This window comes from Streptomyces sp. V3I7, from assembly GCF_030817495.1.
In the GTDB taxonomy this organism is placed as follows: domain Bacteria; phylum Actinomycetota; class Actinomycetes; order Streptomycetales; family Streptomycetaceae; genus Streptomyces.
The window spans coordinates 266,619-290,671 of record NZ_JAUSZK010000001.1 but is presented as its reverse complement, the minus strand read 5'-3'; the positions used below and the strand labels follow the sequence as shown (position 1 = coordinate 290,671).

Annotated in this window: 22 protein-coding genes and 5 pseudogenes; 13 read left to right on the top strand and 14 right to left on the bottom strand. The window is 71.6% G+C overall.

Annotation, left to right across the window (positions count from 1 at the left end; genetic code table 11):
- Window positions 1–18: 18 nt before the first annotated feature.
- Complete coding sequence (locus QFZ74_RS01375; RefSeq protein ID WP_307618933.1) at window positions 19–1,536, bottom strand: SDR family oxidoreductase; 1,518 nt, start codon at window positions 1,534–1,536, stop codon at window positions 19–21.
- Window positions 1,537–1,819: 283 nt separating this feature from the next.
- On the opposite strand from QFZ74_RS01375, the gene QFZ74_RS01370 reads away from it, so the two are divergent.
- Entirely contained in the window at window positions 1,820–3,250 is a 1,431-nt protein-coding gene (locus tag QFZ74_RS01370; RefSeq protein ID WP_373462459.1) for a cytochrome ubiquinol oxidase subunit I, read from the top strand.
- Window positions 3,251–4,279: a cytochrome d ubiquinol oxidase subunit II gene (locus QFZ74_RS01365; RefSeq protein ID WP_307618931.1), complete on the top strand. Its 1,029-nt coding sequence runs from the start codon at window positions 3,251–3,253 to the stop codon at window positions 4,277–4,279.
- Between the two features lie 68 nt (window positions 4,280–4,347).
- Here the strand turns inward: QFZ74_RS01365 and QFZ74_RS01360 are convergent, their stop codons facing one another.
- From QFZ74_RS01360 to QFZ74_RS01350, 3 genes and pseudogenes are all read right to left on the bottom strand, one after another.
- Window positions 4,348–4,974 (bottom strand): RNA polymerase sigma factor, encoded by a 627-nt coding sequence (locus tag QFZ74_RS01360; RefSeq protein ID WP_307618930.1) that lies wholly within the window; start codon window positions 4,972–4,974, stop codon window positions 4,348–4,350.
- 244 nt (window positions 4,975–5,218) lie between these two features.
- Entirely contained in the window at window positions 5,219–5,677 is a 459-nt protein-coding gene (locus QFZ74_RS01355; protein WP_307618929.1) for a pyridoxamine 5'-phosphate oxidase family protein, read from the bottom strand.
- 120 nt (window positions 5,678–5,797) lie between these two features.
- Window positions 5,798–6,107, bottom strand: a pseudogene (locus QFZ74_RS01350) (MFS transporter); the annotation flags it as partial.
- Here QFZ74_RS01350 and QFZ74_RS01345 point away from each other — a divergent pair.
- Window positions 6,105–6,383, top strand: a pseudogene (locus QFZ74_RS01345) (decarboxylase); the annotation flags it as partial. The pseudogenes QFZ74_RS01350 and QFZ74_RS01345 overlap by 3 nt on opposite strands.
- Here the strand turns inward: QFZ74_RS01345 and QFZ74_RS01340 are convergent.
- Window positions 6,382–6,490, bottom strand: a pseudogene (locus QFZ74_RS01340) (aminoglycoside phosphotransferase family protein); the annotation flags it as partial. The pseudogenes QFZ74_RS01345 and QFZ74_RS01340 sit on opposite strands and share 2 nt — an antisense overlap.
- A 215-nt stretch (window positions 6,491–6,705) precedes the next feature.
- On the opposite strand from QFZ74_RS01340, the gene QFZ74_RS01335 reads away from it, so the two are divergent.
- The 4 genes and pseudogenes from QFZ74_RS01335 (at window position 6,706) to QFZ74_RS01320 (ending at window position 9,692) form a co-directional block, all read left to right on the top strand.
- Entirely contained in the window at window positions 6,706–7,074 is a 369-nt protein-coding gene (locus QFZ74_RS01335) for a BlaI/MecI/CopY family transcriptional regulator (RefSeq protein WP_307618928.1), read from the top strand.
- 16 nt (window positions 7,075–7,090) lie between these two features.
- Complete coding sequence (locus QFZ74_RS01330; protein WP_307624007.1) at window positions 7,091–8,029, top strand: M56 family metallopeptidase; 939 nt, start codon at window positions 7,091–7,093, stop codon at window positions 8,027–8,029.
- A gap of 157 nt (window positions 8,030–8,186) precedes the next feature.
- Window positions 8,187–8,581: pseudogene (locus QFZ74_RS01325) on the top strand (VOC family protein).
- 40 nt (window positions 8,582–8,621) lie between these two features.
- Window positions 8,622–9,692, top strand: a complete 1,071-nt coding sequence (locus QFZ74_RS01320) for an adenosine deaminase (RefSeq protein ID WP_307618927.1) — start codon at window positions 8,622–8,624, stop codon at window positions 9,690–9,692.
- A gap of 6 nt (window positions 9,693–9,698) precedes the next feature.
- Here the strand turns inward: QFZ74_RS01320 and QFZ74_RS01315 are convergent, their stop codons facing one another.
- Both QFZ74_RS01315 and QFZ74_RS01310 read right to left on the bottom strand, forming a co-directional pair.
- Entirely contained in the window at window positions 9,699–10,208 is a 510-nt protein-coding gene (locus QFZ74_RS01315; RefSeq protein ID WP_307618926.1) for a DUF664 domain-containing protein, read from the bottom strand.
- 27 nt (window positions 10,209–10,235) lie between these two features.
- The gene (locus QFZ74_RS01310; RefSeq protein ID WP_307618925.1) at window positions 10,236–11,153 is read right to left on the bottom strand and encodes a LysR substrate-binding domain-containing protein; all 918 of its coding nucleotides are present in this window, start codon (window positions 11,151–11,153) and stop codon (window positions 10,236–10,238) included.
- A 110-nt stretch (window positions 11,154–11,263) separates the two neighbouring features.
- Here QFZ74_RS01310 and QFZ74_RS01305 point away from each other — a divergent pair, with 110 nt between their 5' ends.
- The 3 genes from QFZ74_RS01305 (at window position 11,264) to QFZ74_RS01295 (ending at window position 15,408) form a co-directional block, all read left to right on the top strand.
- Window positions 11,264–12,256, top strand: coding sequence for an aldo/keto reductase (locus tag QFZ74_RS01305; protein ID WP_307618924.1), 993 nt, complete (start codon window positions 11,264–11,266; stop codon window positions 12,254–12,256).
- Window positions 12,257–12,519: 263 nt separating this feature from the next.
- Window positions 12,520–12,939 carry a hypothetical protein gene (locus QFZ74_RS01300; RefSeq protein WP_307624006.1) on the top strand — a complete coding sequence of 140 codons (420 nt, stop codon included), beginning with the start codon at window positions 12,520–12,522 and terminating at the stop codon, window positions 12,937–12,939.
- Between the two features lie 123 nt (window positions 12,940–13,062).
- A complete protein-coding gene (locus QFZ74_RS01295) occupies window positions 13,063–15,408 on the top strand; it encodes an FHA domain-containing protein (protein ID WP_307618923.1) in 2,346 nt (781 codons plus the stop codon).
- Here the strand turns inward: QFZ74_RS01295 and QFZ74_RS01290 are convergent.
- Window positions 15,381–15,554 carry a hypothetical protein gene (locus QFZ74_RS01290; RefSeq protein WP_307618922.1) on the bottom strand — a complete coding sequence of 58 codons (174 nt, stop codon included), beginning with the start codon at window positions 15,552–15,554 and terminating at the stop codon, window positions 15,381–15,383. The two genes, QFZ74_RS01295 and QFZ74_RS01290, sit on opposite strands and share 28 nt — an antisense overlap.
- Window positions 15,555–16,098: 544 nt before the next feature.
- Between QFZ74_RS01290 and QFZ74_RS01285 the strand changes: the two genes are divergently transcribed.
- Window positions 16,099–16,551: an ATP-binding protein gene (locus QFZ74_RS01285; RefSeq protein WP_307618921.1), complete on the top strand. Its 453-nt coding sequence runs from the start codon at window positions 16,099–16,101 to the stop codon at window positions 16,549–16,551.
- A 152-nt stretch (window positions 16,552–16,703) separates the two neighbouring features.
- Here the strand turns inward: QFZ74_RS01285 and QFZ74_RS01280 are convergent, their stop codons facing one another.
- Window positions 16,704–17,573: an RNA polymerase sigma factor SigF gene (locus QFZ74_RS01280; RefSeq protein ID WP_307618920.1), complete on the bottom strand. Its 870-nt coding sequence runs from the start codon at window positions 17,571–17,573 to the stop codon at window positions 16,704–16,706.
- A 331-nt stretch (window positions 17,574–17,904) separates the two neighbouring features.
- On the opposite strand from QFZ74_RS01280, the gene QFZ74_RS01275 reads away from it, so the two are divergent.
- Entirely contained in the window at window positions 17,905–18,390 is a 486-nt protein-coding gene (locus QFZ74_RS01275; protein ID WP_307618919.1) for a VOC family protein, read from the top strand.
- 55 nt (window positions 18,391–18,445) lie between these two features.
- Here QFZ74_RS01275 and QFZ74_RS01270 read toward each other — a convergent pair whose 3' ends face one another.
- The 5 genes and pseudogenes from QFZ74_RS01270 to QFZ74_RS01250 form a co-directional block, all read right to left on the bottom strand.
- Window positions 18,446–19,330, bottom strand: coding sequence for an aminoglycoside phosphotransferase family protein (locus QFZ74_RS01270; RefSeq protein ID WP_307618918.1), 885 nt, complete (start codon window positions 19,328–19,330; stop codon window positions 18,446–18,448).
- A 125-nt stretch (window positions 19,331–19,455) separates the two neighbouring features.
- Entirely contained in the window at window positions 19,456–20,337 is an 882-nt protein-coding gene (locus QFZ74_RS01265) for a geranyl diphosphate 2-C-methyltransferase (protein ID WP_307618917.1), read from the bottom strand.
- 50 nt (window positions 20,338–20,387) lie between these two features.
- Complete coding sequence (locus QFZ74_RS01260) at window positions 20,388–21,440, bottom strand: family 2 encapsulin nanocompartment cargo protein terpene cyclase (RefSeq protein WP_307618916.1); 1,053 nt, start codon at window positions 21,438–21,440, stop codon at window positions 20,388–20,390.
- Window positions 21,441–21,493: 53 nt separating this feature from the next.
- A pseudogene (locus QFZ74_RS01255) lies at window positions 21,494–21,568 on the bottom strand (hypothetical protein); the annotation flags it as partial.
- Window positions 21,569–21,982: 414 nt separating this feature from the next.
- On the bottom strand, window positions 21,983–22,990 hold the full coding sequence (locus QFZ74_RS01250; protein ID WP_307624005.1) for a zinc-binding alcohol dehydrogenase family protein: 1,008 nt from the start codon (window positions 22,988–22,990) through the stop codon (window positions 21,983–21,985).
- A 240-nt stretch (window positions 22,991–23,230) separates the two neighbouring features.
- Between QFZ74_RS01250 and QFZ74_RS01245 the strand changes: the two genes are divergently transcribed.
- Window positions 23,231–24,025, top strand: coding sequence for a VOC family protein (locus QFZ74_RS01245; RefSeq protein ID WP_307618914.1), 795 nt, complete (start codon window positions 23,231–23,233; stop codon window positions 24,023–24,025).
- Window positions 24,026–24,053: the final 28 nt, after the last annotated feature.

Sequence of the window (24,053 nt, the reverse complement as noted above, 5' to 3'; positions counted from 1 at the left end):
CGGCGGACGCACCGGACGTCAACCCGCCGGTATCCGCCTCCGCTCGGGAGCGGCCGGGGCGCGCTCCGCGGCGCGTGCGATGTTGCGGACCATGCCGCCGAAGACGAGGGCGTGGAACGGTGAGACGCTCCACCAGTACAACTGGCCCAGCAGACCGCGCGGATGGAACAGGGCGCGCTGGCGGTACCGGCTGCGGCCCCGGCCGTCCGGCTCTGCGTACATCTCCAGCCAGGCCAGACCCGGCAGCCGCATCTCGGCCCGCAGGCGCAGCAGCCGGCCCGGCACGATCTCCTCCACCCGCCAGAAGTCCAGCGAGTCGTCCACCCGCAGCCGCCGCGCGTCCCGGCGCCCGCGGCGGTGCCCCACGCCGCCGATCAGCCGGTCCAGCCAGCCGCGCACGCTCCACGCGAGCGGGGAGGAGTACCAGCCGGTGTCCCCGCCGATGCCCTCGATGACCTCCCACAGCGCCTCGGGAGTGGCGTCCACCTCCTGCCCCCGGCAGTCGGTGTAGAGGCTGCCGCCGGCCCACTCCGGGTCGGTTGGCAGCGGGTCGCTCGGGGCACCGGGCACGGAGGCGGAGGACCAGCGGGTGGTGACCTGGGCGTCCCGCACGCGCTGCAGGGCCAGCCGTACCGCCGCGTCGAAGCCGATCGGGTGCCCGGGCGCCCGGGGGACGTAGGCGGCGATGTCGTGCTCGCGGCAGACGACCTCGTGGCGCAGCGACTCCGTGAGCGGCCGGGCGATGGAGGCGGGCACCGGCGTCACCAGGCCCACCCAGAGCGCGGAGAGCCGTGGCGTGAGCATCGGCACGGACAGGATCAGCCGGTGCGGCAGCTGGGCGACCTCCGCGTACCGGAGCATCATCTCCCGGTACGTCAGGACGTCCGGGCCGCCGATGTCGAAGGCGCGGTTGACGGAGGCGGGCATGCGGGCGCTGCCGACGAGGGCGCGCAGGACGTCCTCGACCGCCACCGGCTGGATCCGGGTGCCGACCCAGCTGGGGGTGACCATCACGGGCAGCCGCTCGGTGAGATAGCGCAGCATCTCGAAGGATGCGGAGCCCGAGCCGATGACGACCGCCGCCCGCAGCACCGTCGTCGGCACCCCCGACTCCAGCAGGATGCGGCCGACCTCGGCGCGCGAGCGCAGATGCGGCGAGAGCTCCTCCTCCGGCACGCCGACGGGGGTGAGCCCGCCCAGGTAGACGATGCGGCGGACGCCCGCGGCCCGCGCCTGCTCGGCGAAGAGGCGGGCCGCCCTGCGGTCCGTGCGCTCGAACCCCTTCCCGGTGTTCAGCGAGTGCACCAGGTAGTAGGCGACGTCCACGTCCCGCAGGGCTCGGGCGAGGGAGTCCGCGTCGGTGACGTCCCCGCGCACGACCTCCGCCGCTTCGGCCCACGCATGGTCGCGCAACCGGTCGGGGGAGCGGACCATGCACCGGACCCGGTGTCCGGCGTCGAGCAGCTCGGGGGCCAGCCGGCCTCCGATGTAGCCCGTGGCGCCGGTCACCAGACAGCGCAGCGGTTCGTCGTTCATGCACGTCACCTCCGCGGGACTCCCTGCGAGCGGTTTCCGGAACGGCCCGGACCGCGTCGGTCCTGCCCGCACGTCCCGGTCCTGCCCGTGCGTCGTTTGCTTCGGGGCGGAGGACCGTCGCGGATGCAGTCGTGCGGACACAGCCGTGCGGCGAGACGGATCCGCCCTTTCGCGCATCCGTTCCCCGATCCCGTGCGGAATTCACAGGCGTGAAGGAAACAGGCGTGAAGGAAACAGGAGGTCACGGCCCATGGGCCGGTGACGGCGAGGAGATCCCATGTTCATGACGGCGATCGACCTGCTCAGGTCCCCTGTGGTCCTGGCCGCCGCGGAGCCCGACCAGCTGCTGCCGGCCCGGGAGCAGATGGCCTTCACGCTCGGCTTCCACATCATCCTGGTGCCCTTCGGGGTGGCGCTGACCACCCTGATGCTGATCGCGAACCACAGGGGGCTGCGCAAGGGCGACGAGGCCGCGATCCTGCTGGCCAAGCGGTGGTCGAAGGTCGCCGCCCTGCTCTTCGCCGTCGGCGCCATCACCGGAACCGTGCTCTCCTTCGAGATGGGCCTGCTGTGGCCCGGGCTGATGAAGAAGTACGGCGCGGCGTTCGGCTTCCCGTTCGCGATCGAGGGGCTGTTCTTCTTCCTCGAGGCGATCTTCGTGGCGATCTACATCTACGGCTGGGACCGCATGCGGCCCTGGGCGCACTTCTGGTCCGGCGTCCCGGTCGCCCTGGCGAGCGTCGGCGGCGCGGGTGCCGTCATCGCCGCGAACAGCTGGATGAACCAGCCCGGCGGGATCACCGTACGGGGCGGCGAGGTCGTCGCCGTCCAGCCGGCGAAGGTGTTCTTCAACGACGCGTTCTGGCTGGAGTTCTGGCACATGCTGCTCGCCGCCTACATCGTCGCGGGCTTCGTCGTCGCCGGTGTCTACACCGTCGGCATGCTGCGCGGGCGGCGCAACCACTACCACCGGACCGGCTTCCTGATCAGCTTCGTCACCGCGGCGATCGCCCTGCCGGTGCAGATCTTCGTCGGTGACCTGATCGCCCGCCAGGTCTTCGACAAGGAGCCCGCGAAGTTCGCGGCCATCGAGATGCTGCCGAAGACGGGCGACCACGTGCCCGAGGTGCTCGGCGGTGTCCTCATCGACGGAGAGGTGCGCTACGGCCTGCCCGTCCCGGGCGTCGCCTCCATCCTGGCCGGTTACCGACCGTCCACCACCATCCAGGGACTGGAAGCCGTCCCGGAGGCCGTGCGACCGACGACCGCGCAGGTCAACATCGTGCACTGGGCGTTCGACATCATGGTCGGCACCTCCATGCTCATGCTGGCCGTGGCGGTGTGGTTCGCCTGGCTGTGGTGGAAGCGCCGGAACACGCTCGACAGCAACCGCTGGTTCCTGCGCGCCGCCTCCGTCTGCGGCGTCGTCTCGATCCTCACCCTGGAGAGCGGCTGGGTGGTCACCGAGGTCGGCCGCCAGCCGTGGACCGTCGTGGGCCTGCTCCTGACCCGGGACGCGGTGACGACCCAGGGCAACCTCTGGTGGAGCTTCGGCGGGGTGGTGGTCCTGTACACGGCCGTCGGCGCCGGCGCCCTGTGGGTGCTGCGGTCCATGACGAAACGGTGGCACGAGCAGGGGGACGAGTCGGTACGGGTGCCCTACGGGCCGTCCGAGGAGTCCGAGCCGGCTGCTGCCGAAGGGAAGGTGTCCTAGATGCCCGAGACCGTGGCGGTCTTCCTCTTCATCGGCGTCGTCGCCTACGCCCTGCTCGGCGGGGCCGACTTCGGGGCCGGCTTCTGGGACCTCGTCGCGGGCGGCGCCCGGCGCGGGCGCGCACCACGCCATCTGATCGACGCGTCCCTCGCCCCCGTGTGGGAGGCCAACCACACCTGGCTCATCTACATCCTGGTGGTGCTGTGGAGCGGATTCCCCACCGCCTTCACCGCCATCACGACCACCCTCTACCTGCCCCTGATCTTCGCCCTCCTCGGCATCGTGCTGCGCGGCGCCGGCTTCGCCTTCCGCAAGGCGACGGTCCGCACCCCCGAACAGCGCGTGTACGGTGCCGCGTTCGCGCTGTCCTCGGTCCTGACGCCGTACTGCTTCGGCGCCATCGCCGGCGGCCTGGCCTCCGGACGCGTGCCGACGCAGGGCAACGGGGACGCCGTCACCAGCTGGATCAACCCCACGAGCATCCTCGGTGGCATCCTCGCGGTGCTGACCTGCGCGTACCTCGCGGCCGCCTATCTGGTCGTGGAGGCCTGGCGCCGCCATGACGACAGCCTGTTGCGGTACTTCCGCAACCGGGCGCTGGCCATGGACGTGGTCACCGGCGCCGTGAGCATCGCCGGCATCTTCGTCCTCCAGGCGGACTCGCCCCGGCTGTTCGACCGCCTCAGCGGTCCCGCGCTCCCGCTGGTCGTGCTGGCCGGTGTCGGTGGACTGACGGGCCTGGCCCTGCTGTTCCTGCGGCGGACCCGCGGCCTGCGGGAGACGGCCGCCGCGGCGGTCGCGCTGATCGTGGCCGGCTGGGGCGTCGCCCAGTCCCCGTACCTCCTCGGCACGCACCTCTCGGTCGCGGAGGCGGCCGCGCCCGACGCGACGCTCGTCGTGCTCGTGGCGGTCGCCTGCGTGGCGGTGGTGCTCATCCTGCCGTCCATCGTGCTGCTGTTCCGACTCAGCGGCCGCGGCAGCGTCGGCATCGGCGGCGACCGCAATCCGCCGCCCGCCGGGATGCTGTGACCGGGTGCTCCGCCGAACCGCGGGAGTCCGGCCCCGAGCATCGCTCACGCATCGTTCACGCGTCGGTGTCACGCGGAGTGAGCGAGGGAGGCGCTGTCCTCCAGCTCCTCCAGACGGAGGCCCAGCCGGTGCAGCCCGCGCCGGGCATGGCTCTTCACCGTGCCCAGCGGCCAGCCGGTCACCTGGGAGATCTGGGTCTGGGTGAGGTCGCCGTAGAAGGCGAGGCTCAGGACCGTGCGCTGCGGCTCGGAGAGTTCCTGCATCGACTGGGCGATGAGAATGTGATCGAGCACGGCGTGCGGATCCGAGAACGTGGGCCGGCCGTCGAGCGTGAGCAGGGAACCCGCCGTGGCGACCAGCTCGGCCCGGCGTGCGCGGGCCTGCATGGCGTCGGCGATCTTGCGGCGGGTGATGCCCGTCAACCAGGCGGCCAGCGTGCCGCGTCCGGGATCGAAGCCCGAACGGCCCCGCCAGGCGGCGAGGAACACGTTCTGGGTGACGTCCTCGGCCTCGACGGTGTCGCGCAAGGCGCGGCACGCGATCGTGTGGATCAGCGGGCGCCAGGCGCGGTAGACCTGCGCGAGCGCGTCCTCGTCCCCGGCGACGAAGCGGTCGGTCAGCTCCGTGATCGTCCGGGAAGAGGCGGGCGCACGCACACCGCCGCCCTCGATGCGGACTCTCCGCGGTGCTGTCATGGCGGCAACTCCCGGTTCGAACGGAGGCGCGTTCCGGTGCGTTCCGGTGCGTGCCGAGGGGATGGCGCTCCCACCCGTCACGTACCGCCGCTCCGTCGCGACCACCGTCCGGCACACCGACGCGGGGCGACAACTCGCATCGTCCGTGCACTGTTTTGCTTCGCGGATCGTCGCGAACCGTTGCGGACCGCTGGGCGCGGCTCGTCGGCGAGCCTCGGCGTTCTCTGCCTCGCCGGCCGGTTTCTCAGGTGGTCCACGCCCCGTCCCGCATCACGTGCCGCCCGCGCAGCTCGTGCTCGCCGCGCCAGGTTTGCACCGCGCGCGGACGGATCCGGAAGTATGCGTACGACGGGCTGTCCCGGCCGGGGTTCCAGCCCGTCCTCGCCCGGAACGCCTCGGCCGCGTCTTCCGGTACGTCCTGCACGGTGAACGTCTCCACGTCGCCGTCGATGAGCACGACGTCGTGGGTGTCGCCGAACGCCAGCCGGGCCCGCGCCCCGTCGCGCAGATTGCGGCCCGTGGGGTTGGTGAGGCGCGTGGACAGCCAGACGTGCTCCCCGTCCCAGACGAACCACAGCGCGACGAGGCAGGGCAGCCCGCCGGCGTCGGCGGTGGCCACCCAGACGTCCCTCTCGCGCTCCAGCCGGGCCAGTACGTCCTGCCGGCGCCGCTCAGGACCGCGGGGCTGCTCGGTGATCTTCATGGCGGGACGCTAGCCGCCGCGTCACCCTCGCACCTCGGACCGGAGACCCCGGTGCTCCTCGGCCCTCCGTCCTAGTGCCTGTTCCTGACCTGCCGGTTCTTCTTGTTGTCTCTTCGGAGGTCACCGGCGACTCGCACTCGCCTCGGTGCTCAAAGGCGCGGCGACCTGTGGTGGGGCGTCGGACGTTGAGCGCAGGACGCCGGCCGCGGCGGTGGCGACCACACACAGGGCGACGGGTAGGAAGAGCACCATGTTGAGCGGTGCAAGGTGGGTGAGCGGTCCGATGACAGCGGGCCCGGCGAGCATGCCGAGGTAACCGAGGCCCGCGACGCGGGACACGTTCGTCGCGGCGGTTCCGGGCTCGAAGTGCCCTGCGGCGCTGAACAGTTGGGGGCGAGCCGGACAGGCCGATCCCGAACAGTGCCCATCCGGCCTGGCCGCCCTGCGCTTCGACACCGCCGTCATCGGCTGTTGCGGCCTCAGCGCCGCCGACGGTCTCACCGCCTACGACCTGGCCGACGCCGCGGTCAAGCGCGCCGCGATCGCCTCGGCCCGCCGCGTGATCGCGGTCACCGAAGCCTCGAAGCTGCACCGGACGGCCCTGGCCTTCGTCGCCCCGGCCGCCGCCCTGCACGCCGTCGTCACCGATGCGTCGGCGCCCGACGACGAGACTGTGGCCCTGACCGCGGCCGGATCCGTCGTCCGCAAGGCCGGTAGGCCGGGGGCGGACGGCGGATCACCTCCACGGCACGCTGCCACACGTCCGGCTCTCTCGGGAAGTCGCACCCGCTCTGGACTGGTCCACGCCTGATAGGTGGTCGTGATCATTAGGCTGCTGCCATGGCTGACCGCCTCGCGCCCTGTGGCCTGCGGTCACGGTCGTGGCTCCTTCCATAATGGGCGTGCGGGCACAGCGCCGTGCCGCGCGCACAGCCGGTCGTACGCGTCGTACGGCCATGGCCCGGATGACTACAATCGCGTAGACGGTCTACTGGAATGTAGACGAAGATGGGGTGAGAAGCGTTCCCATGGCCGACTCGAAGGATGAACGCCGGCCGGCCGGCGAGCTCGAAGCGAGCGTCATGGCCGCGCTCTGGGCTGCCGGGGCACCCCGGACGCCCGGCCAGGTGCAGCTGAGCCTCGGCGCGGGCCTCGCGCGCACCACGGTCACGACGATCCTCTCCCGTCTGCACGACAAGGGGATCGTCGACCGGCGGCGCCAGGGCCGGGGCTTCGCCTACTTCCCCGTCCAGGACGCCCAGGGCCTCACCGCCCGCCGGATGCACACCGAGCTCGACCGCGACAGCGACCGCGAGACGGTGCTCGCCCGCTTCGTCGCCCAGCTCAGCCCGGACGACGAGCGCGTCCTGCGCGATCTGCTCGAATCCGACGAGTGACGGAGGCCGGCCCGTGATGATCGCGCTGCTGCTCCTGCCGCTCGCGCTGCCGTTCGCCCTTCCAGCGCTGGCCCGCCGTGCGCTGGACCGGCTCGCGCCCGTCACCGTGCTGTGGGCCGTCACCGCCTCGGCCATCGTCCTCGCGGGCTGCTCGCTGGCGGCGTTCGGCACGTTCGTCCTCATCGGGCTGCTGAAGCTGCCGCCCTTCGCCGCGCTCGGTGAGCTCGTCCACTCCCTGCACACCGCCTCCGACGACTTCGTCGTCCCGGCCGCCGCGCTCTCCGTCGGCGTGCTCGCCGTGTGCGCGGGGACGTTCGTCCGCTCGGTGCTGCGTCAGGCCCGTGCGTTCCGCGTAGCCCGTATGCAGGCCGGGCGCGGCCCCGCCGTGGGGGACCTGTGCGTGGTGGACTCGCCGCACCCCGACGCGTACGCGCTGCCCGGTCGCCCGCACCGGATCGTCGTCACGACCGCGATGCTGCGCAGCCTGGACGCCGCCGAGCGCGAGGCGCTGTTCGCGCACGAACGGGCGCACAACAAGGGCGGCCACCACTACTTCCTGGCCGCCGCCGAACTCGCCGCGCACTGCCACCCGGCGCTGCGCCCCGTCCGCGCGACGGTCCGGCTCGCGGTCGAACGCGCCGCCGACGAGACCGCGGCCGACTCCGTCGGCGACCGCCGCCTCCTCGCCCGCGCCATCGCCCGGGCGGCCCTCGCCATGCACCCGGCCCGCCCCGACCGCCCGGACTTCGCCCCCGCCGCGACCGCCGGCCCCGTCCCGCAGCGCGTCCAGGCGCTGCTGTCGGGGGCCGCCGCTCCTCCACGTCGTGTCGCCCGCTGGATCGCGCTCGTCCTCGCCGCGTGCGCCGCGGTGTCCTGCGTCGCGTCGGCGGCCGGGCTGATCGACGTTCACCATCAGGTGGAGGTCGCGCAGGGCGAGGGCGGCGACTGGTTCTGACCTCTGTGCCGCGGCCACTCGCCGTTGCTGTCACGCCCCACGCGCCCCCTCGTCACGCCCCCTATCACAACCGACTGGCGTCCACTTCGTTTTACGTATAACCTCACGCGCTAACCAGCACCGTCACCGCCTCCGCGCGCAGCACCGAAAGGCCCCGATGAGACACGTCGCCCTGGTCACCCTTGTCGTCGACGACTACGACGAGGCGATCCGGTTCTACACCGAGGCCCTTGGGTTCCGGCTGGTCGCGGACGAGCCGCGGGCCGACGGTTCGCGGTGGGTCGTGGTCGAGCCGGGGACCGAGGGGCAGGGCACCGGGCTGCTTCTCGCCCGGGCCAAGGACGAGGAGCAGCGGGCGCGCGTCGGTGACCAGACCGGCGGGCGCGTCGGGTTCTTCCTGCAACCGACGCCTTCGCCCGCGACCACGCCCGGATGAGCGCCGCCGGCGTGACCTTCCTGGAAGCGCCGCGGCACGAGCCGTACGGCACGGTCGCCGTCTTCCAGGACCTGTACGGCAACCGCTGGGACCTGCTCCAGCCCGCCACCGCCTGACCGCCCTCCACCACCGCACCACTTGCTGAGGAATGCCCGCATGACCGCGCCCCGCATCGACACCGACACCCTCCGCCGGCTCCCCAAGGCCGTGCTGCACGACCACCTCGACGGCGGCCTGCGCCCCGCCACCGTCATCGAGCTCGCGGCCGAGGTCGGGCACAAGCTCCCCACCACCGACCCCGACGAGCTGGCCGCCTGGTACGTCGAGGCCGCGGGCTCCGGTGACCTGGTGCGCTACATCGCCACCTTCGAGCACACCCTCGCCGTCATGCAGACCCGCGAGGGCCTGCTGCGCACCGCCGAGGAGTACGTCCTGGACCTCGCCGCCGACGGCGTCGTCTACGCCGAGGTGCGCTACGCCCCCGAGCTGAACACCACCGGCGGGCTGACCCTGAACGAGGTCGTCGAGGCCGTCCAGGAGGGTCTCGCCGCCGGTATGGCCAAGGCGGCCGCCGCCGGGACGCCCGTCCGCGTCGGCACCCTGCTCTGCGGCATGCGGATGTTCGACCGCGTCGGCGAGGCCGCCGAGCTCGCCGTCGCCTACCGCGACGCCGGTGTCGTCGGCTTCGACATCGCCGGCGCCGAGAACGGCTTCCCGGCCGCCGACCACCTGGCCGCCTTCGAGCGCCTGCGCCATGAGAGCGTGCCGTTCACCATCCACGCCGGTGAGGCCTACGGCCTGCCCAGCATCCACCAGGCCGTCCAGATGTGCGGCGCCCAGCGTCTTGGCCACGGCGTGCGCATCACCGAGGACATCGTCGACGGCAAGCTCGGCCACCTCGCCGGCTGGGTGCGCGACCGCCGGATCGCCCTGGAGATGTGCCCCACGTCCAACCTCCAGACGGGCTGCGCCACTTCGATCGCCGCGCACCCGATCACGGCCCTGAAGGACCTGGGCTTCCGGGTCACCCTCAACACCGACAACCGCCTGGTCTCCGGCACGACGATGACCCGCGAGATGTCGCTGCTGGTCGAAGAGGCGGGCTGGACGGTCGAGGACCTGCGCACCGTCACAGTGAACGCCGTCAAGAGCGCGTTCATCCCCTTCGACGAGCGCAAGGCCCTCATCGAGGACGTGATCCTGCCCGGGTACGCGGCCGCGCTCTGAACCCGGTCACACGCCCTGAAGCAGCCCACGCACATAGGCGGCCTGTCCGACGTGCTGGAGATCGTCGGACAGGACGCTGACCAGCCGTACGCCGAGGGTGACCGGCGGATCCCAGCGCTCGTCCACGACGCGTCCGAGATCCTTGGCGGCGAGGTCGCGCAGCACCCCGAGGGTCTGCTCGTGCACGGCGTCGTAGTACCCGGTCAGCAGGTCGCCCGAGTCCACCCGCACCTTGGCGACCTTGGCGGGGGTGTGCCCGTACCCCGTGTCGTGGCGCGGCAGGTCGAGACCGAACCGCTTGTCCCAGCCCTGTGACAGCCACACCTGGTCCAGGTCGAAGGCGTCGGCGATGTGGTCGTCCTGGACGCGGGTGAGGTGCCAGATCAGCCAGGCGATGGAGTTGGCGTCGGGCGCGGGGCGGTAGGCGAGGTCGTCGGGGTCCAGGCCGTCGACGACCGCCTGGACCTCTTCCTGGATGCGGCCGAAGCCGTCGATGAGGATGTCCCGTGCGTGCATACGACCACCATCCGGCATCGCGCTCCCTCACGCGCCCCCGTTCGCCTCGATGCCCCCTGTGTCGCCGTCCCGCGTCTCCAGCAGGGTGATCAGCGCGCGGGCCGCCGGGCTGGTGCCCCGCGCGGGCGGCAACAGGGCGACCGACTCGTACGTCGCCCCGGGTGCGCCCCGGACGGGAAGCGCGGTGAGCGAGGGCCGCTTGTGGCGGAAGTGCCGGGGCACGGCGGCGATGCCGAGGTTCTCGTCGACCAGGTCCAGCAGACCGTGCACGTCGTTGACCTCCAGGGCGACCGTACGGCGCACCCCGGCCGCGGCGAACGCGGCGTCGGTGATGCGGCGCGGGCCCCAGTCGGGATGGAAGTCGACGAAGACCTCGCCGCCGACCGCGTCCGGGGTGAGCGGCTCACCGGCCGTGGCCAGCGGGTGGCTCGGATGGCACAGCACGGTCATCGGCTCGCTGGTCAACGCCACCGAGCGCAACTGGTCGGTGTCGTCCTGCATCCGGTAGGCGAAGGCCAGGTCGAGCCGGCCCGCCGCGACCTCCTCGGCCAGCGCGCCCGAGCCCGCCTGCCGCAGCCGGATCTCCACGTCGGGATGACGACGCCGGAACGCCGCCAGCAGCCGCGCCACCCGCACCCCGGCGATGCACTGCTCGGTGCCCAGCGACAGCGTCCCGCGCAGCACGCCCTGCACCGCCGCGACCGCCTCGTGCGCCGCCCGCACCTGCGCCAGGATCCGCTCCGCCTCCGCCAGCAGCGCACGCCCCGCCTCGGTCAGCGTCACCCGCCGGGTCGTCCGGACGAACAGGGGCGCCCGCAACTCCCGTTCCAGCGACCGGATCGAGGCAGACAGCCCCGACTGGGACACCATCAACCGCTCGGCGGCCCGGGTGAAGTGCCGGTCCTCGGCGACCGCGACGAAATGCTGGAGATGACGCAGTTCCATGATTGAGAAGCCTATCCGCACAATTCCATCGGATTCTTCTGTTGGACCGCTGCACCGGGCTCGGGGAAGAGTGGCAGGGTCAGACCGTGTGCCAACCCTCTGGAGTCGCGTTGTACACCGCACACCCCGACCGTTACGCCGATATGCCCTACCGGCGCAGCGGCCGCAGCGGCCTCGAGCTTCCCGCCCTGTCGCTGGGCCTGTGGCACAACTTCGGCCCGGACCGCCCCGTCGAGACGCAGCGGGCCATCCTGCGCAGCGCCTTCGACCTCGGCGTCACCCACTTCGACCTGGCCAACAACTACGGCCCGCCGCCCGGTTCAGCCGAGTCCGCCCTCGGCGAGGCGCTCGCCACGGACTTCGCGCCGTACCGCGACGAGCTGGTCATCTCCACCAAGGCGGGCCACCTCATGTGGCCCGGCCCGTACGGTGAATGGGGCTCGCGCAAGTACGTACTGTCCTCTCTCGACCAGAGCCTGAAGCGGATGGGCCTGGACTACGTCGACATCTTCTACTCGCACCGGCCGGACCCCAGGACTCCGCTGGAGGAGACGATGGGGGCCCTGCACACCGCGGTCCAGCAGGGAAAGGCGCTGTACGTCGGCCTCTCCAACTACTCGGCGGAGCAGACCCGCCAGGCCGCCCGTATCCTCGCCGACCTCGGCACCCCGCTGCTCATCCACCAGCCCCGCTACTCGATGCTCGACCGCCGCCCCGAGGACGAGGGCGTCCTCGACGTCCTCGACGAACTCCAGGTCGGCTCGATCGTCTACTCCCCGCTGGAGCAGGGCCTGCTCACCGACCGCTACCTCGACGGAATCCCCGAGGGTTCCCGCGCCGCGAGCGACAGCCCCTTCCTCTCCTCGGACGCGGTGACCGGGGAACTGGTGGACAAGCTGCGCGCCCTCGACACGCTCGCCAAGGACCGCGGCCAGAGCCTGGCCCAACTCGCCCTGGCCTGGGTGCTGCGCGGCGGCCGCGTCACCTCGGCGCTCGTCGGCGCGAGCAGCGCGCGACAGATCGAGGACAGCGTCGCCACGATCCGCAACCTCGACTTCGACGCGGACGAACTGGCCAGGATCGACGCCATCATCGGACGTTAGTCCCGAACTCCGCCGTCGGAAACCGGCGGATTACCTCAGGTAATGCAAGGCGCCTCTCGGTCGCCGTGGTGACACACCGCGGCGACCGTATTCATTTCGGCCGTCACAGTCGGCGTATATGTCAAGAGACTGGCCAAAAAGTCATGGTGACAGTGTTTCAAGAGTGAAGATACTCGAACTCCGGGGGCATTTTGCCGCACGGGAACCACCAGAAAGCGAGGCAAGCCGCCACCCGCGAACTGCGCGACGGGGGAGTGATGAGCGTGCACGACGAATTCCTGTGCCACGTCACCGCGTACGGCACCTGCGACGGCCGGCGCATCGGGGTACCGCTCGGCACCTACCGGGCACCGACCCTGGCGTTGGCGCTGTGGTGGTTACGCGACCGCGCCTCCTGGATCGCCGAACGCCTCGACCCGAGCCCCGAGACCTCGAACTTACCGACCGGCGTGCTCGTCCCCGTGGCCGACACCGTGCCCGACGTGCCCGCCAAACTGCGCGCCTGGTGCGCCGACGTCGGCCAACAAGGGCTCGTCGCCGAGGAATTGGCCGGCGGACGATTGGTGCGGATCGCCACCCGCGACGACACCACCGAGTACGAGCTCCTCGCGGAGTCCGTCGATGCCCTGCGGATGCAGCGCATGCACCGCACCCTGCCGGCGCTCATCGTTCCCGTGGCCTGACATCTGACACTGGCATCTGGCATCTGGCATCTGCCGCCCGCCCCCTCGCTTCCACGGCCGCTCCCGCTCCCGCTCTCCGTGTCCGCCCGGCGCACATCTGAGCGAATCGGTAGAATTCTGGCCATGGCGGAGCGGTCGGTCGCCCCGGCGGCGCCCGAACTCGTCCTGGAGACCGACAGGGGCTCCACGATCATGAGTCCGGGCCGCGACTACCACGTCGGACGCGATCCGTTGAGCGACATCGTCCTCGACGATGCCCGGGTCTCGTGGCACCACGCGGTGCTGCGGCCCGCGGACGGCCACTGGCTGATCGAGGACGAGCAGAGCACCAACGGCACCTACGCCGACGGCCGCCGCGTCAACGCCTCCGACATCGGACCCGGCAGCGTCCTGCGCTTCGGCAACCCCGCCGACGGCCCCCGCGCCCAGCTGGCCCCCTGCCCCGCCCCCGACCCGGAGCGCCCCTCGGCCGTCTCGATGCCCGCCCGGACCGCGACCTTCCGGAAGCCCGCCACCGTACGGCCGCTGCCCACCCGCACCGTCCGCATCGGCCGGGCCGCCGACAGCGACCTCGTCGTCGACGACCTGCTCGTCTCCCGCCGGCACGCCGAGCTGTGCGCCCACGCCGACGGCACGTACGAGATCGCCGACCTCGGCAGCCACAACGGCACCTTCCTCAACGGCCGGCCCGTCACCCGCGCCCCCGTCGTCCCCGGCGACATCATCGGCATCGGCCACTCCGCGTTCTGCCTCGTCGGCGACGGACTCCAGGAGTACGTCGACACCGGCGAGGTCTCCCTCGACGTCCAGGACCTCACCGTCACCGTCGACCACGGCCGTAAGGTCCTCCTCGACCACGTCTCCTTCCCGGTGGGGGAGAAGTGCCTGCTCGGAGTGGTCGACCCCAGCGGCGCGGGCAGGTCCGCCCTGCTCGGCGCCCTCACCGGACAGCGGCCCGCCGACCACGGCACCGTCCTCTACGACGGCCGCGACCTCTACCGCGACCACGCCGAACTGCGCCAGCGCATCGGCCTCGTCCCCCAGGACGACATCCTGCACGTCCAGCTGACCGCGCACAGTGCCCTCGACCACGCGGCCGAGCTGCGCTTCCCCGAGGACACCACGAAGGCCGAGCGCGAGAACCGGATCGAGGAGGTCGTCCGCGAACTGGGGCTGTGGGAACGGATACGGCAGCCCGTGCACAGCCTCTCCGGCGGCCAGCGCAAACAGGTCAGCGTCGCCCTGGAGCTGCTCACCAAACCGTCCCTTCTCTTCCTCGACGAGCCGACCGCCGGCCTCGACCCCGACATGGAGCACTCGGTGATGCAGATGCTGCGCGGCCTCGCCGACGACGGCCGCACCGGGCGCACCGTCATCGTCGTCACCCACAGCGCGCTCAGCCTCGGCGTCTGCGACCGCCTGCTCGTGCTGGCGCCGGGCGGCGGCGTCGCCTACTACGGTCCCCCCGACGAGGCCCTCCCCTTCTTCGGCTTCGACCATTGGCCGCAGGCCTTCGAGGCGTTCGAGCAGGACCGCGACCGCGACTGGGCCGGCGAGTTCCGCGCCTCGCGGTACCACCAGCAGTACGTCGTCGGCTCCGCCGCCCAGCCGCACGTGCCGCGCACCGCCCCGGTCGAGGTGGGCCCACCGCCCCGGCCGCGCAGCTGGGGCGCCCAGTTCGGCACCCTGGTGCGCCGCTACACCGCGGCGCTCAGCGCCGACCGGATCTTCCTCGCCACCATCATCGGGCTGCCGTTCGTCATGGGCGCGCTGGCCCGGGTCGTCGCGGGGAGCAGCCTCAGCTCGCAGACCGCGATGAACGTCGTGCTCACCCTGTGCGTCGGCGGCGTGCTCACCGGCACCGCCGACGCCGTGCGCGAGCTGGTCAGGGAACGCGTCATCTACCAGCGGGAGCGGGCCGTCGGCCTCCCCAGATCGGCGTACCTCCTGTCGAAGGTCGTCGTCCTCGGCGCGATCACCGTGCTCCAGGCGGTGGTGCTCACCCTGGTCGGCCTGCTCGGGGTCGGTCTCAACGCCCCGCGCGGCGGCGTGCTGATGCCACCGCTCGTCGAACTCACCCTCGCCGTGGCCCTGCTCGCCTTCACCTCGATGATGCTCGGCCTGCTGGTCTCGGCCGTGGTCCGCAAGGAGAAGGCGACGATACCGCTTCTGGTGCTGCTGACCCTCGTCCAGGTCGTCTTCTGCGGAGCCCTGCTCAAGCTGCACGGCGTGCCAGGCCTGGAGCAGCTGTCCTGGCTGGTGCCCTCGCGGTGGGGCCTGGGCGCGATGGCCGGCACCGTCGACCTGACCCGTACCGTCCCCGGCCCGCTGACCGCCGACCCGTTCTTCCGGCACTCGCCCGGGACGTGGCTGAGCAACATGGGCATGCTCGCCGCCCTGTCCGCCGTCTACGGCTTCGCGATCTCGCGCGTGCTCCGCCTCTACGAACCCGCCGCGACGCGGAAGTAGAGCGGCGCGCTGACGAGCCCCGGCTTGAGGCCCACCCACGTCGGCCCCCGGTCCGGGCTGCCGGCCTGGAAGACCTCGGCCTCACCTGGCCCACCATGCCCCTGGACCTGCTGCTGTTCCACCGGCACCGGGGCGACGAAGGTCACAAGGACCAGCCCACCCAGCGACCGGAGCACCGGGTGGACCCGGTGAAGCCGCCCAAGGGGAAGCCGGCTCCGGTGCGCCTGTCGCCCGGGGCGCCCCAGTCGCCCGGCGGCCCGGCCAAGGCCTGCCCTCGGAGCCGCCGAAGGAGGAGTCGCCCTCCTCTCGAGCCGCAGCGGTCCGGTGGGCGTCCGAGCCGGGGTTCCCGGGGTGCCCAAGGCCGAGCCCGCGTCCTTTGACGCTCGCGTCCCACTGGGAACCGCTGCCGGCGGCCCCCGGCTCGCAGTCGGCGTCCCTGCGGACCGTGACGTCGCCCTCGTCTGCCCCGGGTCAGCCCCTGGAGCCCTGGGCTGGCCGGGCGCTTCCCCTTCCTCCTGGTGTGAGCTGTCCCACCCCACCCGCTCCGATACCCTCGTCGTGTCCGGGTGACAAGCACCGCGGCACGTGTGTGCGCGTTCGCGAACGCGCGACCGGGACTGTGGGGCCCCGCTCGGGGTACGTGCACTGGTGCAGCAGTGTCTGGCCAGATCGGCTTCGAGAGAGAAAAGCATGTTCGAGTACCTGGACGGGGCAGTGATACCGACTGGTTTCGATGTGACCGTGGAACCGCTTCGGCGGGCGGCGCACTACACCGGCGAACCGGGAAGCATCGCCGCGGCGCGGACCTTCGCCTCGCTTTTCCTCGACCAGCTCAGGACCCAATGGGGCGTCAGCATCGACCAGCGGACCGACGGAGAGCTGCTCCTCGTGGTCAGTGAACTGGTCACCAACGCGGACCGGCACAGCGACGGCCCGTACATCCTGGAGCTGGAGGGCACGGACGCGGCGATCACGGTGTCCGTCTACGACAGCAGCGTCGCGCTGCCCCGGGCCTTCCCGCGGGATCCCGAGCGCGTCGGCCGGCACGGTCTGGAGATCGTGCACGCCCTCGCCTCGGAGGTCATCGCCGAGCGCGTCCCCGTGGGCAAGCGCGTCCGCGCGATGATGGCCCTCGCGCACTGAGCCGACCTACGAGCAGCCCACCTACGAGTACGAGCCCACCGGCCCGCCAGGCCGCGCGCCGCCCCGCGCGGCCCCCCACGCCGTGAGCCGTGGGGGCCGCGGAGCGGCGGGGGAGCGGCGCCGCGTTCCGGCGCCGCCTCGTCCCTCACCTCTCACGCGCAGCCGAGCTCGCCCAGCATGCCCTTGCGCAGCCGGCTGATGATGCGTTTGATCAGCCGCGAGACGTGCATCTGCGAGCAGCCGAGCCGCTCGCCGATCTCCGTCTGGGTGGCCTCCTCCACGAACCGCAGTCGGAGTATCTCCCGGTCACGGTCGCTGAGTTCGGCCATGAGCGGGGCCAGGGACTGGAAGTCCTCCACGAGCCGCAGCCCGTGCTCCTCCACTCCGATGAAGTCCGCCAGGACCGCCTCTCCGTCCTGGGGCCCGTCACCGGTGAGCGCGGCGTCCAGCGACGAGGAGTTGTACCCGTTGGCGGCCAGCTGGCCCTCGACCACCTCGTCCTCGGTGATGTCCATCAGCGTGGCCAGCTCCGCGACGGTCGGCTCGCGGTCCAGCCGGCTGGAGAGCTCGTCGCGTGCCTTGGCCAGTTCGACCCGCAGTTCCTGAAGCCGCCGCGGGACGTGCACGGCCCACGTGGTGTCACGGAAGAACCGCTTGATCTCGCCGACGATGTACGGCAGCGCGAACGACGTGAACTCCACCTCGCGCGACAGCTCGAACCGGTCGATCGCCTTGATCAGACCGATCATGCCGGTCTGGACGATGTCCTCCATGTCGTGACCGCGGCCCCGGAACCGTCCGGCCGCGAACCGCACGAGGGAGATGTTCATCTCGATGAGCGTGTGGCGGGCGTACTGGTACTCGTGGGTGCCCTCCTCCAGCTCGTCCAGCCGCTTGAAGAACTGGCGGGACAACTGCCTCGCGTCCCGTGGAGCGATGGTGCTGGGGTCCTTGATTCCTGGCAGCGCGTTCTGCTCAGACTCGGCGACCACTGTTCCCTGCCGGATCCCGGCGGTTGTCATTGCCTCTCCCAATGTCATGGTTCGACGTCTGCCTCCACGGCCGCTCAGTGCCGGCCCCTGTCCAGGTTTCGTGGCTGGCCGGATACCCGGAACCCCGATGTCCATGCCTGACTCGTCGCGACGGAACGCTCAGTGGCGCGATTCATCTCCCTTGTGGCCAGGGCCAGTAGGGCGGAATCCGACATGCCCGACGAGCGCCCCGCGAGCGGCGGGGCGCCGGGCCCGGCTCGCTCGTCCGGATGAAGCAGCCGCCCGACCGATGAGATTCGCGGCGCGGACCGGTCGGTACAGATGAACCGCGATCCCGCGTTCCCTGATCGAGGAGGAACCCATGAGCAGCACCGACGGATTCACCACGTGCCTGTGGTTCGACGGCCAGGCCGAGGAGGCCGCCCACTTCTACGTGTCGGTCTTCAAGAACTCCAGCATCGGCCGGATCGAGCGCCACAACGAGGCCACCATGGGCGCCCCCGGTTCCGTGCTGACCATCGAGTTCACGGCGAACGGGCAGAAGTTCGTCGGCCTCAACGGCGGCCCGGAGTTCAAGTTCACCGAGGCGATCTCGTTCCAGATCTTCTGCGCCGACCAGGAGGAGGTCGACTACTACTGGAACAAGCTCACCGAGAACGGCGGCGAGGGCGGCCCCTGCGGCTGGCTCAAGGACAAGTACGGCGTGTCCTGGCAGGTCATCCCCGAGGGCCTCATCGAGATGATCGGCGACGCGGACCCGCAGAAGGCGCTCCGCGCTACCCAGGCCATGATGTCGATGGGCAAGCTCGACATCGCCGAGCTGAGGAAGGCGTACGCGGGCGCGTGAGCGGCCACTCGGCTCACTCGGCTCATTCAGCTCACTCGGCCAGGAGTCATTCAGCTCACTCGGCCAGGAGTTCGCCGATCACATGCCGTGAGTTCTCCGCCAGCCGGGGGTTGGTGTCCCAGTAGTACGGGAGCTGGATCAGTGAGATCGACAGCGCCCAGCCCCGGCCGCGCGCCCACTCGGCGTCGCCCGCGCCCACCGCCTCCCAGAAGGCGGGCCGGGCCGAAGCCGGCAGCAGGTTCCACGCCACGATCAGGTCGACGGCCGGGTCGCCCACGCCCGCGGTGCCGAAGTCGATGACGGCGCCGAGCCGTCCCGCCGCGACCAGCACATTGCCGGGGGAGAGGTCGGCGTGCGCCCACACGGGCGGGCCGGTGTGCTCCGGTACGCGCAGGGCCTCCTCCCACAGCGCGGTGACCGCGGCCGTGTCGATGCGTCCGTCCAGCCGGGCGATGGCCTCGCGGGTCTCCGCGTCCCGGGTGGCGAGGGGGACGCCCCGGTGGTTCGCCGGGGCGCCGTGCCGGTCGATCCGGCGCAGGGCAGCGACGAACGCCCCCAGTTCCTTGGCCAGTTGCTCGGGTTCTTCCACCGCCCCGGCGACCGGATTCCGTCCCTCCAGCCACCGGTACACGGACCACGGCCACGGGAAGTCCTCGCCGGGCTCGCCCCGTCCGAGCGGCTCGGGCGTCGCCACCGGCAGCAGTGGCCCCAGCCGGGGCAGCCAGAGCTGCTCGTGAGCCACGTCCGCCACAGCCCCGGGATAGCGGGGCAGTCGTACCACCAGATCGGCGCCCAGCCGGAACATGGCGTTCTCCGTACCGGACGAATCCAGCCGCTCCACGGGCAGCGACGCCCACACGGGGAACTGCGCGGCGATGAGCCGGTGGACGAGCGCGGGGTCTATGTCCACTTCGTCGGGGCGCATCTTCTGGGCACACATGCGAGCCATTGCAGCGGTCCGCTCCCCTGCTGTCGACCGGATTTCCCGGCGGCAGCGCGGCACGGCGGCAGTACCGCACGGCGACGGGGCGGCGCCGCCACGGCACCGCCCCCCGCTCCCACCCGTCAGACCCGGTCGGCCGCGATCAGCAGGTACTGGAAGCTGCCGTTGCGGTAGGCGTCGAGGAAGGTGTCCTCGACGCCGGTGACCAGGTGGTCGGCCTGTTTGCGCAGTTCCCAGTACGGGATCGTGGCCGCCGTGAGGTCCTCGACATGGACGGGCACCAGGCGGTTGCGGGCCATCGCCCGGAAGTACTCCGACCTGGGGTGGATGTCACAGATGTAGTGGGCGTTGATGAGCGACACCTCGCGCGAGGCCCGGCCGTAGGTGTCGTTGTAACAGCCGGTGATCGTGACGTAGCGTCCGCCGCGGCGCAGCAGCCGGGCGTGCTCGGCGAAGAGCAGGTCCAACTCGACGTACATCGTGGACTCGTTGTTCCACGAGGCCGCGTACGCGCCGGTCTCGAAGCCGGTGTCGAGCATGTTGCGGAGGTGGTAGCGCACCTTGTCGGCGACGTCCCGCCTGCGCGCCTGCTCGTTGGCGAAGTCGGCCTGCTTGGCGGAGATCGTGACGCCGTCGGCGTGGCAGCCGTACCGCAGGTTCGCCGTGATGCTGCCGCCGCCGCGCCCGCAGCCGGCGTCGAAGACGCGGTCGGCCGGCGTGAGCGGTCCGAGGTGCGCGGCGAGCAGTTCGGCCTGGGCGTGCTCCAGACGGTGGAGTTCGGCGGTGATCCGATCCCGGCGCAGGGCGGGGTCGGCCTCGTCGAGCACCGACCAGTCGGCCTCCCCGACGCCGTAGTGGTGGTGGTAGAGGTCGTCGATCTGTCCGAGTTCGAGGTTGACCGGGTTTTCCTCGGCGTTCCAGTAGTCCGCGACGCGGTTCTGATACGTGGACTGGGTCGGTACCGGTGCGGTCGCGGACCGGGCGGCGACGGGGGCGGTGGTCAACAGTGACTCCTCGTTCTGCATCTGACGGTGTTTCGGAGAAGCTGGTTCTTTCACCAGTAGTCGGGCAGGTGGTAGCGATGGGTGTTGGTGGCGTGCCACTCGTGGTTGCCCGACACCCAGGCGGCGAGCCCCCGGGCGTAGCGCTCCACGAGAGGCGAGGTGGCGGACAGGAGGGCGGACTCCTCCTCGAAGGCCTCCATGATCCGGTTGTGGATCTCGACGGCCTTCAGATACGCGCCCTTCAGCCCGCACCGGTCGTTGGCGGCGACGACCTGCGGCAGATTGAGATGGTCCGGGTCGCTCGCCAGCTCCTTGGTGAAGGAGTACAGGTCGTTGACGATCGTGGTGGCGTTGCAGGCCAGGGCGGTGATCCGCTGGATCTCCGGCCGGGCGTAGACCTGCTCGGGCAGTTCGTAGCCGTCCACGGCGTCGACGATCGACAGACAGGGACGGAAGTTGTTGAACTGCCGCATCACCAGGTACTCCCAGACCCGCGGCACGTACCGGGTCTCCGCCCACGCGGCCTCGGCCAGATAGCCCAGGTGCAGCCGGGCGATGTCGTGCACGAACCGGTCGGTCTGGCTGGGCGTGGCGAAGGAGGAGAAGTCCTGGAGCGCGAAGTGGTACGAGCGCAAGGGACCGTCCGCCCGCATGCCCTCGCGCCACTCCTCCTCCAACTCCGGGACGCCGTGGTACGGATCGATCGCCGACTGGGCCAGGATCAGCCGGCCGCCCAGGCCCCGGCGCGCCCCGCCCCGGCCCTCGTCCTCCTCGCAGTAGCAGGAGTCCACGACGTTCTCGGCCAGCAGCAGCTTCCCGGCGGCCGTGAGCCGGTCCAGGTCGAGCGCCCCGGGATGCTGGAGCACCACGGCCCGGCCGAACTGGAAGCCCGCGAAGTCCCCTTGCCAGGCGGCCGGGAAGAGGTCGAGCTCGCGGGCCCAGGCCTCCAGCCGGACATCGATCTCCCGAACCTTCTCCGCGTCGGCGGGGACCGCGGGCCGGTACAGCAGCCCGGGGATCGCCCCGGTGCGCCGCTCGGGCCGCAGGCTGCGGGCCAGGTTCGGCGGGCCGGGCAGCGTGTAGGTGTTGGGGGGTGCAGTCATGCGTCGCTCCACACCGTCAGTCGGCCGTCCGGCCGAGCTGGACGTTCGTTGGTGATCGCGGCCGTGTCGATGCCCATGAAGCGCACGTTCAGGCCGGGCTGGTACTCCTCGGGCAGGCCGGCCTGGTGTCGGCGGTCCGGTGAACGTGCTGACGCGCCGGCCGTAGTCGACGTACCCGCCCGGCAGCGTCTGTTCTCCTCGCCCGTGCGGTTCATCGGACTGCTCTGCCGGTGAGCTGTCCGTTGCCCGGGGCGTCGGGCGCGGGACCGGGGGCGGGGTCGTCGACGGCGGAACCGGTGGCACTGTCCGGAGCGGACACATTCCCTCCCGGGAGGAGAACACGGGTGACCGGATCGTTGTGAGTGGACAAGTGGGGTGTGCTGGGACAAGCCAAACAGCCGGGACGAGGAGGGGGTACAGCGCGAAGGGGGCGGTTTCATGCCGTGGGTGGACAAACCCGTGATCGGGAGGAGCACGCGGAGCCGCGCGTGATCACGCGCCGGTCCTCCGCTTCCGCGCCCGGGTCCCCGCGGGGTTTGATCTCAGGAAAGATCGTTGACCAGCACAGCGGCACCGTCGAAACGGCCCGCCTTGAGGTCCTTCAGGGCCTGAAGCGCCTGGGAGAGCGGGTACGTGTGGGTCGTCGCCCGCACCCCGTGGAGCGTGGCGAGCACCAGGAACTCACGGCCGTCCGCGCGCGTGTTGGAGGTGACGCTGCGCAGTTCCTTCTCGTAGAAGAGGTCGCTCTCGTAGTGCAGCGGCGGTACGTCGCTCAGATGGATACCGGCGACGGACAGTACCCCGCCCCGGTCGAGCGCCCGCAGGGCGAGCGGGACCAGGTCGCCGACCGGCGCGAACAGGATCGCGCCGTCCAGCGGCTCCGGTGGCGCGTCGTACGCGTCGCGCGCCGAGGCCGCGCCCAGCGCGCGGGCCAGGCGCCGGGCGGCCGCGCCGCGCGTCAGGACGTGCACCGTGGCGCTCTCGGCGAGCGCCAGTTGCGCGCACAGATGCGCGCTCCCCCCGAAGCCGTACAGCCCGAGCCGGCCGCCCGGCGGCAGCGACGTGCGCCGCAGCGCGCGGTAGCCGATGATCCCCGCGCACAGCAGCGGCGCCAGGCTCACGTCGTCCACGGAGCCGGGCAGCCGGTAGGCGAAGTCCGCCGGGACGGTCGTGTACTCCGCGTAACCGCCGTCGGCGTCCCAGCCGGTGTACTCCGAGCGCGGGCACAGGTTCTCGGCGCCCCGCAGGCAGTACGCGCACGTGCCGTCGGTGTGCCGCAACCAGGCCACGCCGACCCGGTCGCCCTCGGCGAAGCCCTCGACGCCCGCCCCGAGCCCGGCGACCACCCCGACCACCTCGTGCCCGGGCGTGACCCCCTCCCGGCGCACCGGCAGATCCCCCTCGGCGACGTGCAGGTCGGTACGGCACACCCCGCACGCGCGGACGTGGACCAGCAGCTCGCCCGGGCCGGGGACGGGCACCGGCCGCTCGACGAGGCGCAGCGGATCCTCCTCGACCGGGGCGGGCTGCCACACCGTCCACGCGCGCATCGTCGTCCCCGCCGTCGTCGAGCCCGCCATACCGTGTCCCCGTCCCGTGGAAGACATCCTGCGGAGGACCGCGCGCCCTCGCGCCGCAATCCGTCCATCCCTCCCTCCCTCTCTCTCCCAGTGTCCGGCGTCCCCGCCCGACCGGCCCCGGGGCGCCTCCGGATGTTCGGCGCGCGGGCCGCCGCCCGGGTGACTAGCGTGATGATTCGGACAGTCCGTCGAACGGGAGAGGGTCGCACCATGGCCGTACAACCTGAAGGAACCCCCTGCTGGGCCGATGCGATGTTCACCGACATCGACGGAGCCAAACGCTTCTACGGCGACGTCCTCGGCTGGGACTTCGGCGGAGCGGCGTCGGAGTACGGCAACTACACCGAGGCCTCGGTGGACGGCAAGGCGGTCGCGGCCGTGGTCCCGCCGATGCCCGGCCAGGAGGGCCAGTCCCAGTGGTGCCTGTACTTCTCGTCGCCGGACGCCGCCGCGACCGCCGCGAAGATCCGTGAGCACGGCGGCGAGGTCCTGATGGAACCGATGGAGGTCGGCGAGTTCGGCACCATGTGCCTGGCCCGGGAGCCCAGCGGCGCCGTCTTCGGCGTGTGGCAGCCCGGCACCCACGAGGGCTTCGAGGCCAAGGGAACGCCGGGCGCGTACTGCTGGGCCGAGGTGTTCACCCGCGAACCCGAGAAGACGGACGCGTTCTTCACCGAGGTCTTCCCCTACACGGCCAAGCAGATGGAGGACGACGCGGTCGACTTCCGGATCTTCGACGTCGGCGACGAGACGGTCCTCGGCCGGATGAGGATGACCGACGAGTTCCCGCCCGAGGTGCCCTCCTACATCAACGTGTACTTCACCGTCGACGACTGCGACGAGGCCGTGTCCAAGGCGACCGGGCAGGGCGCCGTCCTGCGGTTCGGGCCGGTCACCACCCCCTTCGGCCGGTTCGCCGCGCTCACCGACCCCCAGGGCGCCAACTTCTCGGTCATCGACATCACCACCACCGAGGGCGAGATGCCGGCCACCCGGCCCGTCTGACCGGCTGCCGGGCGGCCCCTGGGGCCAT

Excerpts from the sequence above, each read along its gene's own strand:
- QFZ74_RS01375 (WP_307618933.1), bottom strand. The coding sequence starts at position 1,536 with ATGAACGACGAACCGCTGCGCTGTCTGGTGACCGGCGCCACGGGCTAC.
- QFZ74_RS01370 (WP_373462459.1), top strand. The coding sequence starts at position 1,820 with ATGACGGCGATCGACCTGCTCAGGTCCCCTGTGGTCCTGGCCGCCGCG.
- QFZ74_RS01365 (WP_307618931.1), top strand. The coding sequence starts at position 3,251 with ATGCCCGAGACCGTGGCGGTCTTCCTCTTCATCGGCGTCGTCGCCTAC.
- QFZ74_RS01360 (WP_307618930.1), bottom strand. The coding sequence starts at position 4,974 with ATGACAGCACCGCGGAGAGTCCGCATCGAGGGCGGCGGTGTGCGTGCG.
- QFZ74_RS01355 (WP_307618929.1), bottom strand. The coding sequence starts at position 5,677 with ATGAAGATCACCGAGCAGCCCCGCGGTCCTGAGCGGCGCCGGCAGGAC.
- QFZ74_RS01335 (WP_307618928.1), top strand. The coding sequence starts at position 6,706 with ATGGCCGACTCGAAGGATGAACGCCGGCCGGCCGGCGAGCTCGAAGCG.
- QFZ74_RS01330 (WP_307624007.1), top strand. The coding sequence starts at position 7,091 with ATGATCGCGCTGCTGCTCCTGCCGCTCGCGCTGCCGTTCGCCCTTCCA.
- QFZ74_RS01320 (WP_307618927.1), top strand. The coding sequence starts at position 8,622 with ATGACCGCGCCCCGCATCGACACCGACACCCTCCGCCGGCTCCCCAAG.
- QFZ74_RS01315 (WP_307618926.1), bottom strand. The coding sequence starts at position 10,208 with ATGCACGCACGGGACATCCTCATCGACGGCTTCGGCCGCATCCAGGAA.
- QFZ74_RS01310 (WP_307618925.1), bottom strand. The coding sequence starts at position 11,153 with ATGGAACTGCGTCATCTCCAGCATTTCGTCGCGGTCGCCGAGGACCGG.
- QFZ74_RS01295 (WP_307618923.1), top strand. The coding sequence starts at position 13,063 with ATGGCGGAGCGGTCGGTCGCCCCGGCGGCGCCCGAACTCGTCCTGGAG.
- QFZ74_RS01285 (WP_307618921.1), top strand. The coding sequence starts at position 16,099 with ATGTTCGAGTACCTGGACGGGGCAGTGATACCGACTGGTTTCGATGTG.
- QFZ74_RS01280 (WP_307618920.1), bottom strand. The coding sequence starts at position 17,573 with ATGACAACCGCCGGGATCCGGCAGGGAACAGTGGTCGCCGAGTCTGAG.
- QFZ74_RS01275 (WP_307618919.1), top strand. The coding sequence starts at position 17,905 with ATGAGCAGCACCGACGGATTCACCACGTGCCTGTGGTTCGACGGCCAG.
- QFZ74_RS01270 (WP_307618918.1), bottom strand. The coding sequence starts at position 19,330 with ATGTGTGCCCAGAAGATGCGCCCCGACGAAGTGGACATAGACCCCGCG.
- QFZ74_RS01260 (WP_307618916.1), bottom strand. The coding sequence starts at position 21,440 with ATGACTGCACCCCCCAACACCTACACGCTGCCCGGCCCGCCGAACCTG.
- QFZ74_RS01250 (WP_307624005.1), bottom strand. The coding sequence starts at position 22,990 with ATGCGCGCGTGGACGGTGTGGCAGCCCGCCCCGGTCGAGGAGGATCCG.
- QFZ74_RS01245 (WP_307618914.1), top strand. The coding sequence starts at position 23,231 with ATGGCCGTACAACCTGAAGGAACCCCCTGCTGGGCCGATGCGATGTTC.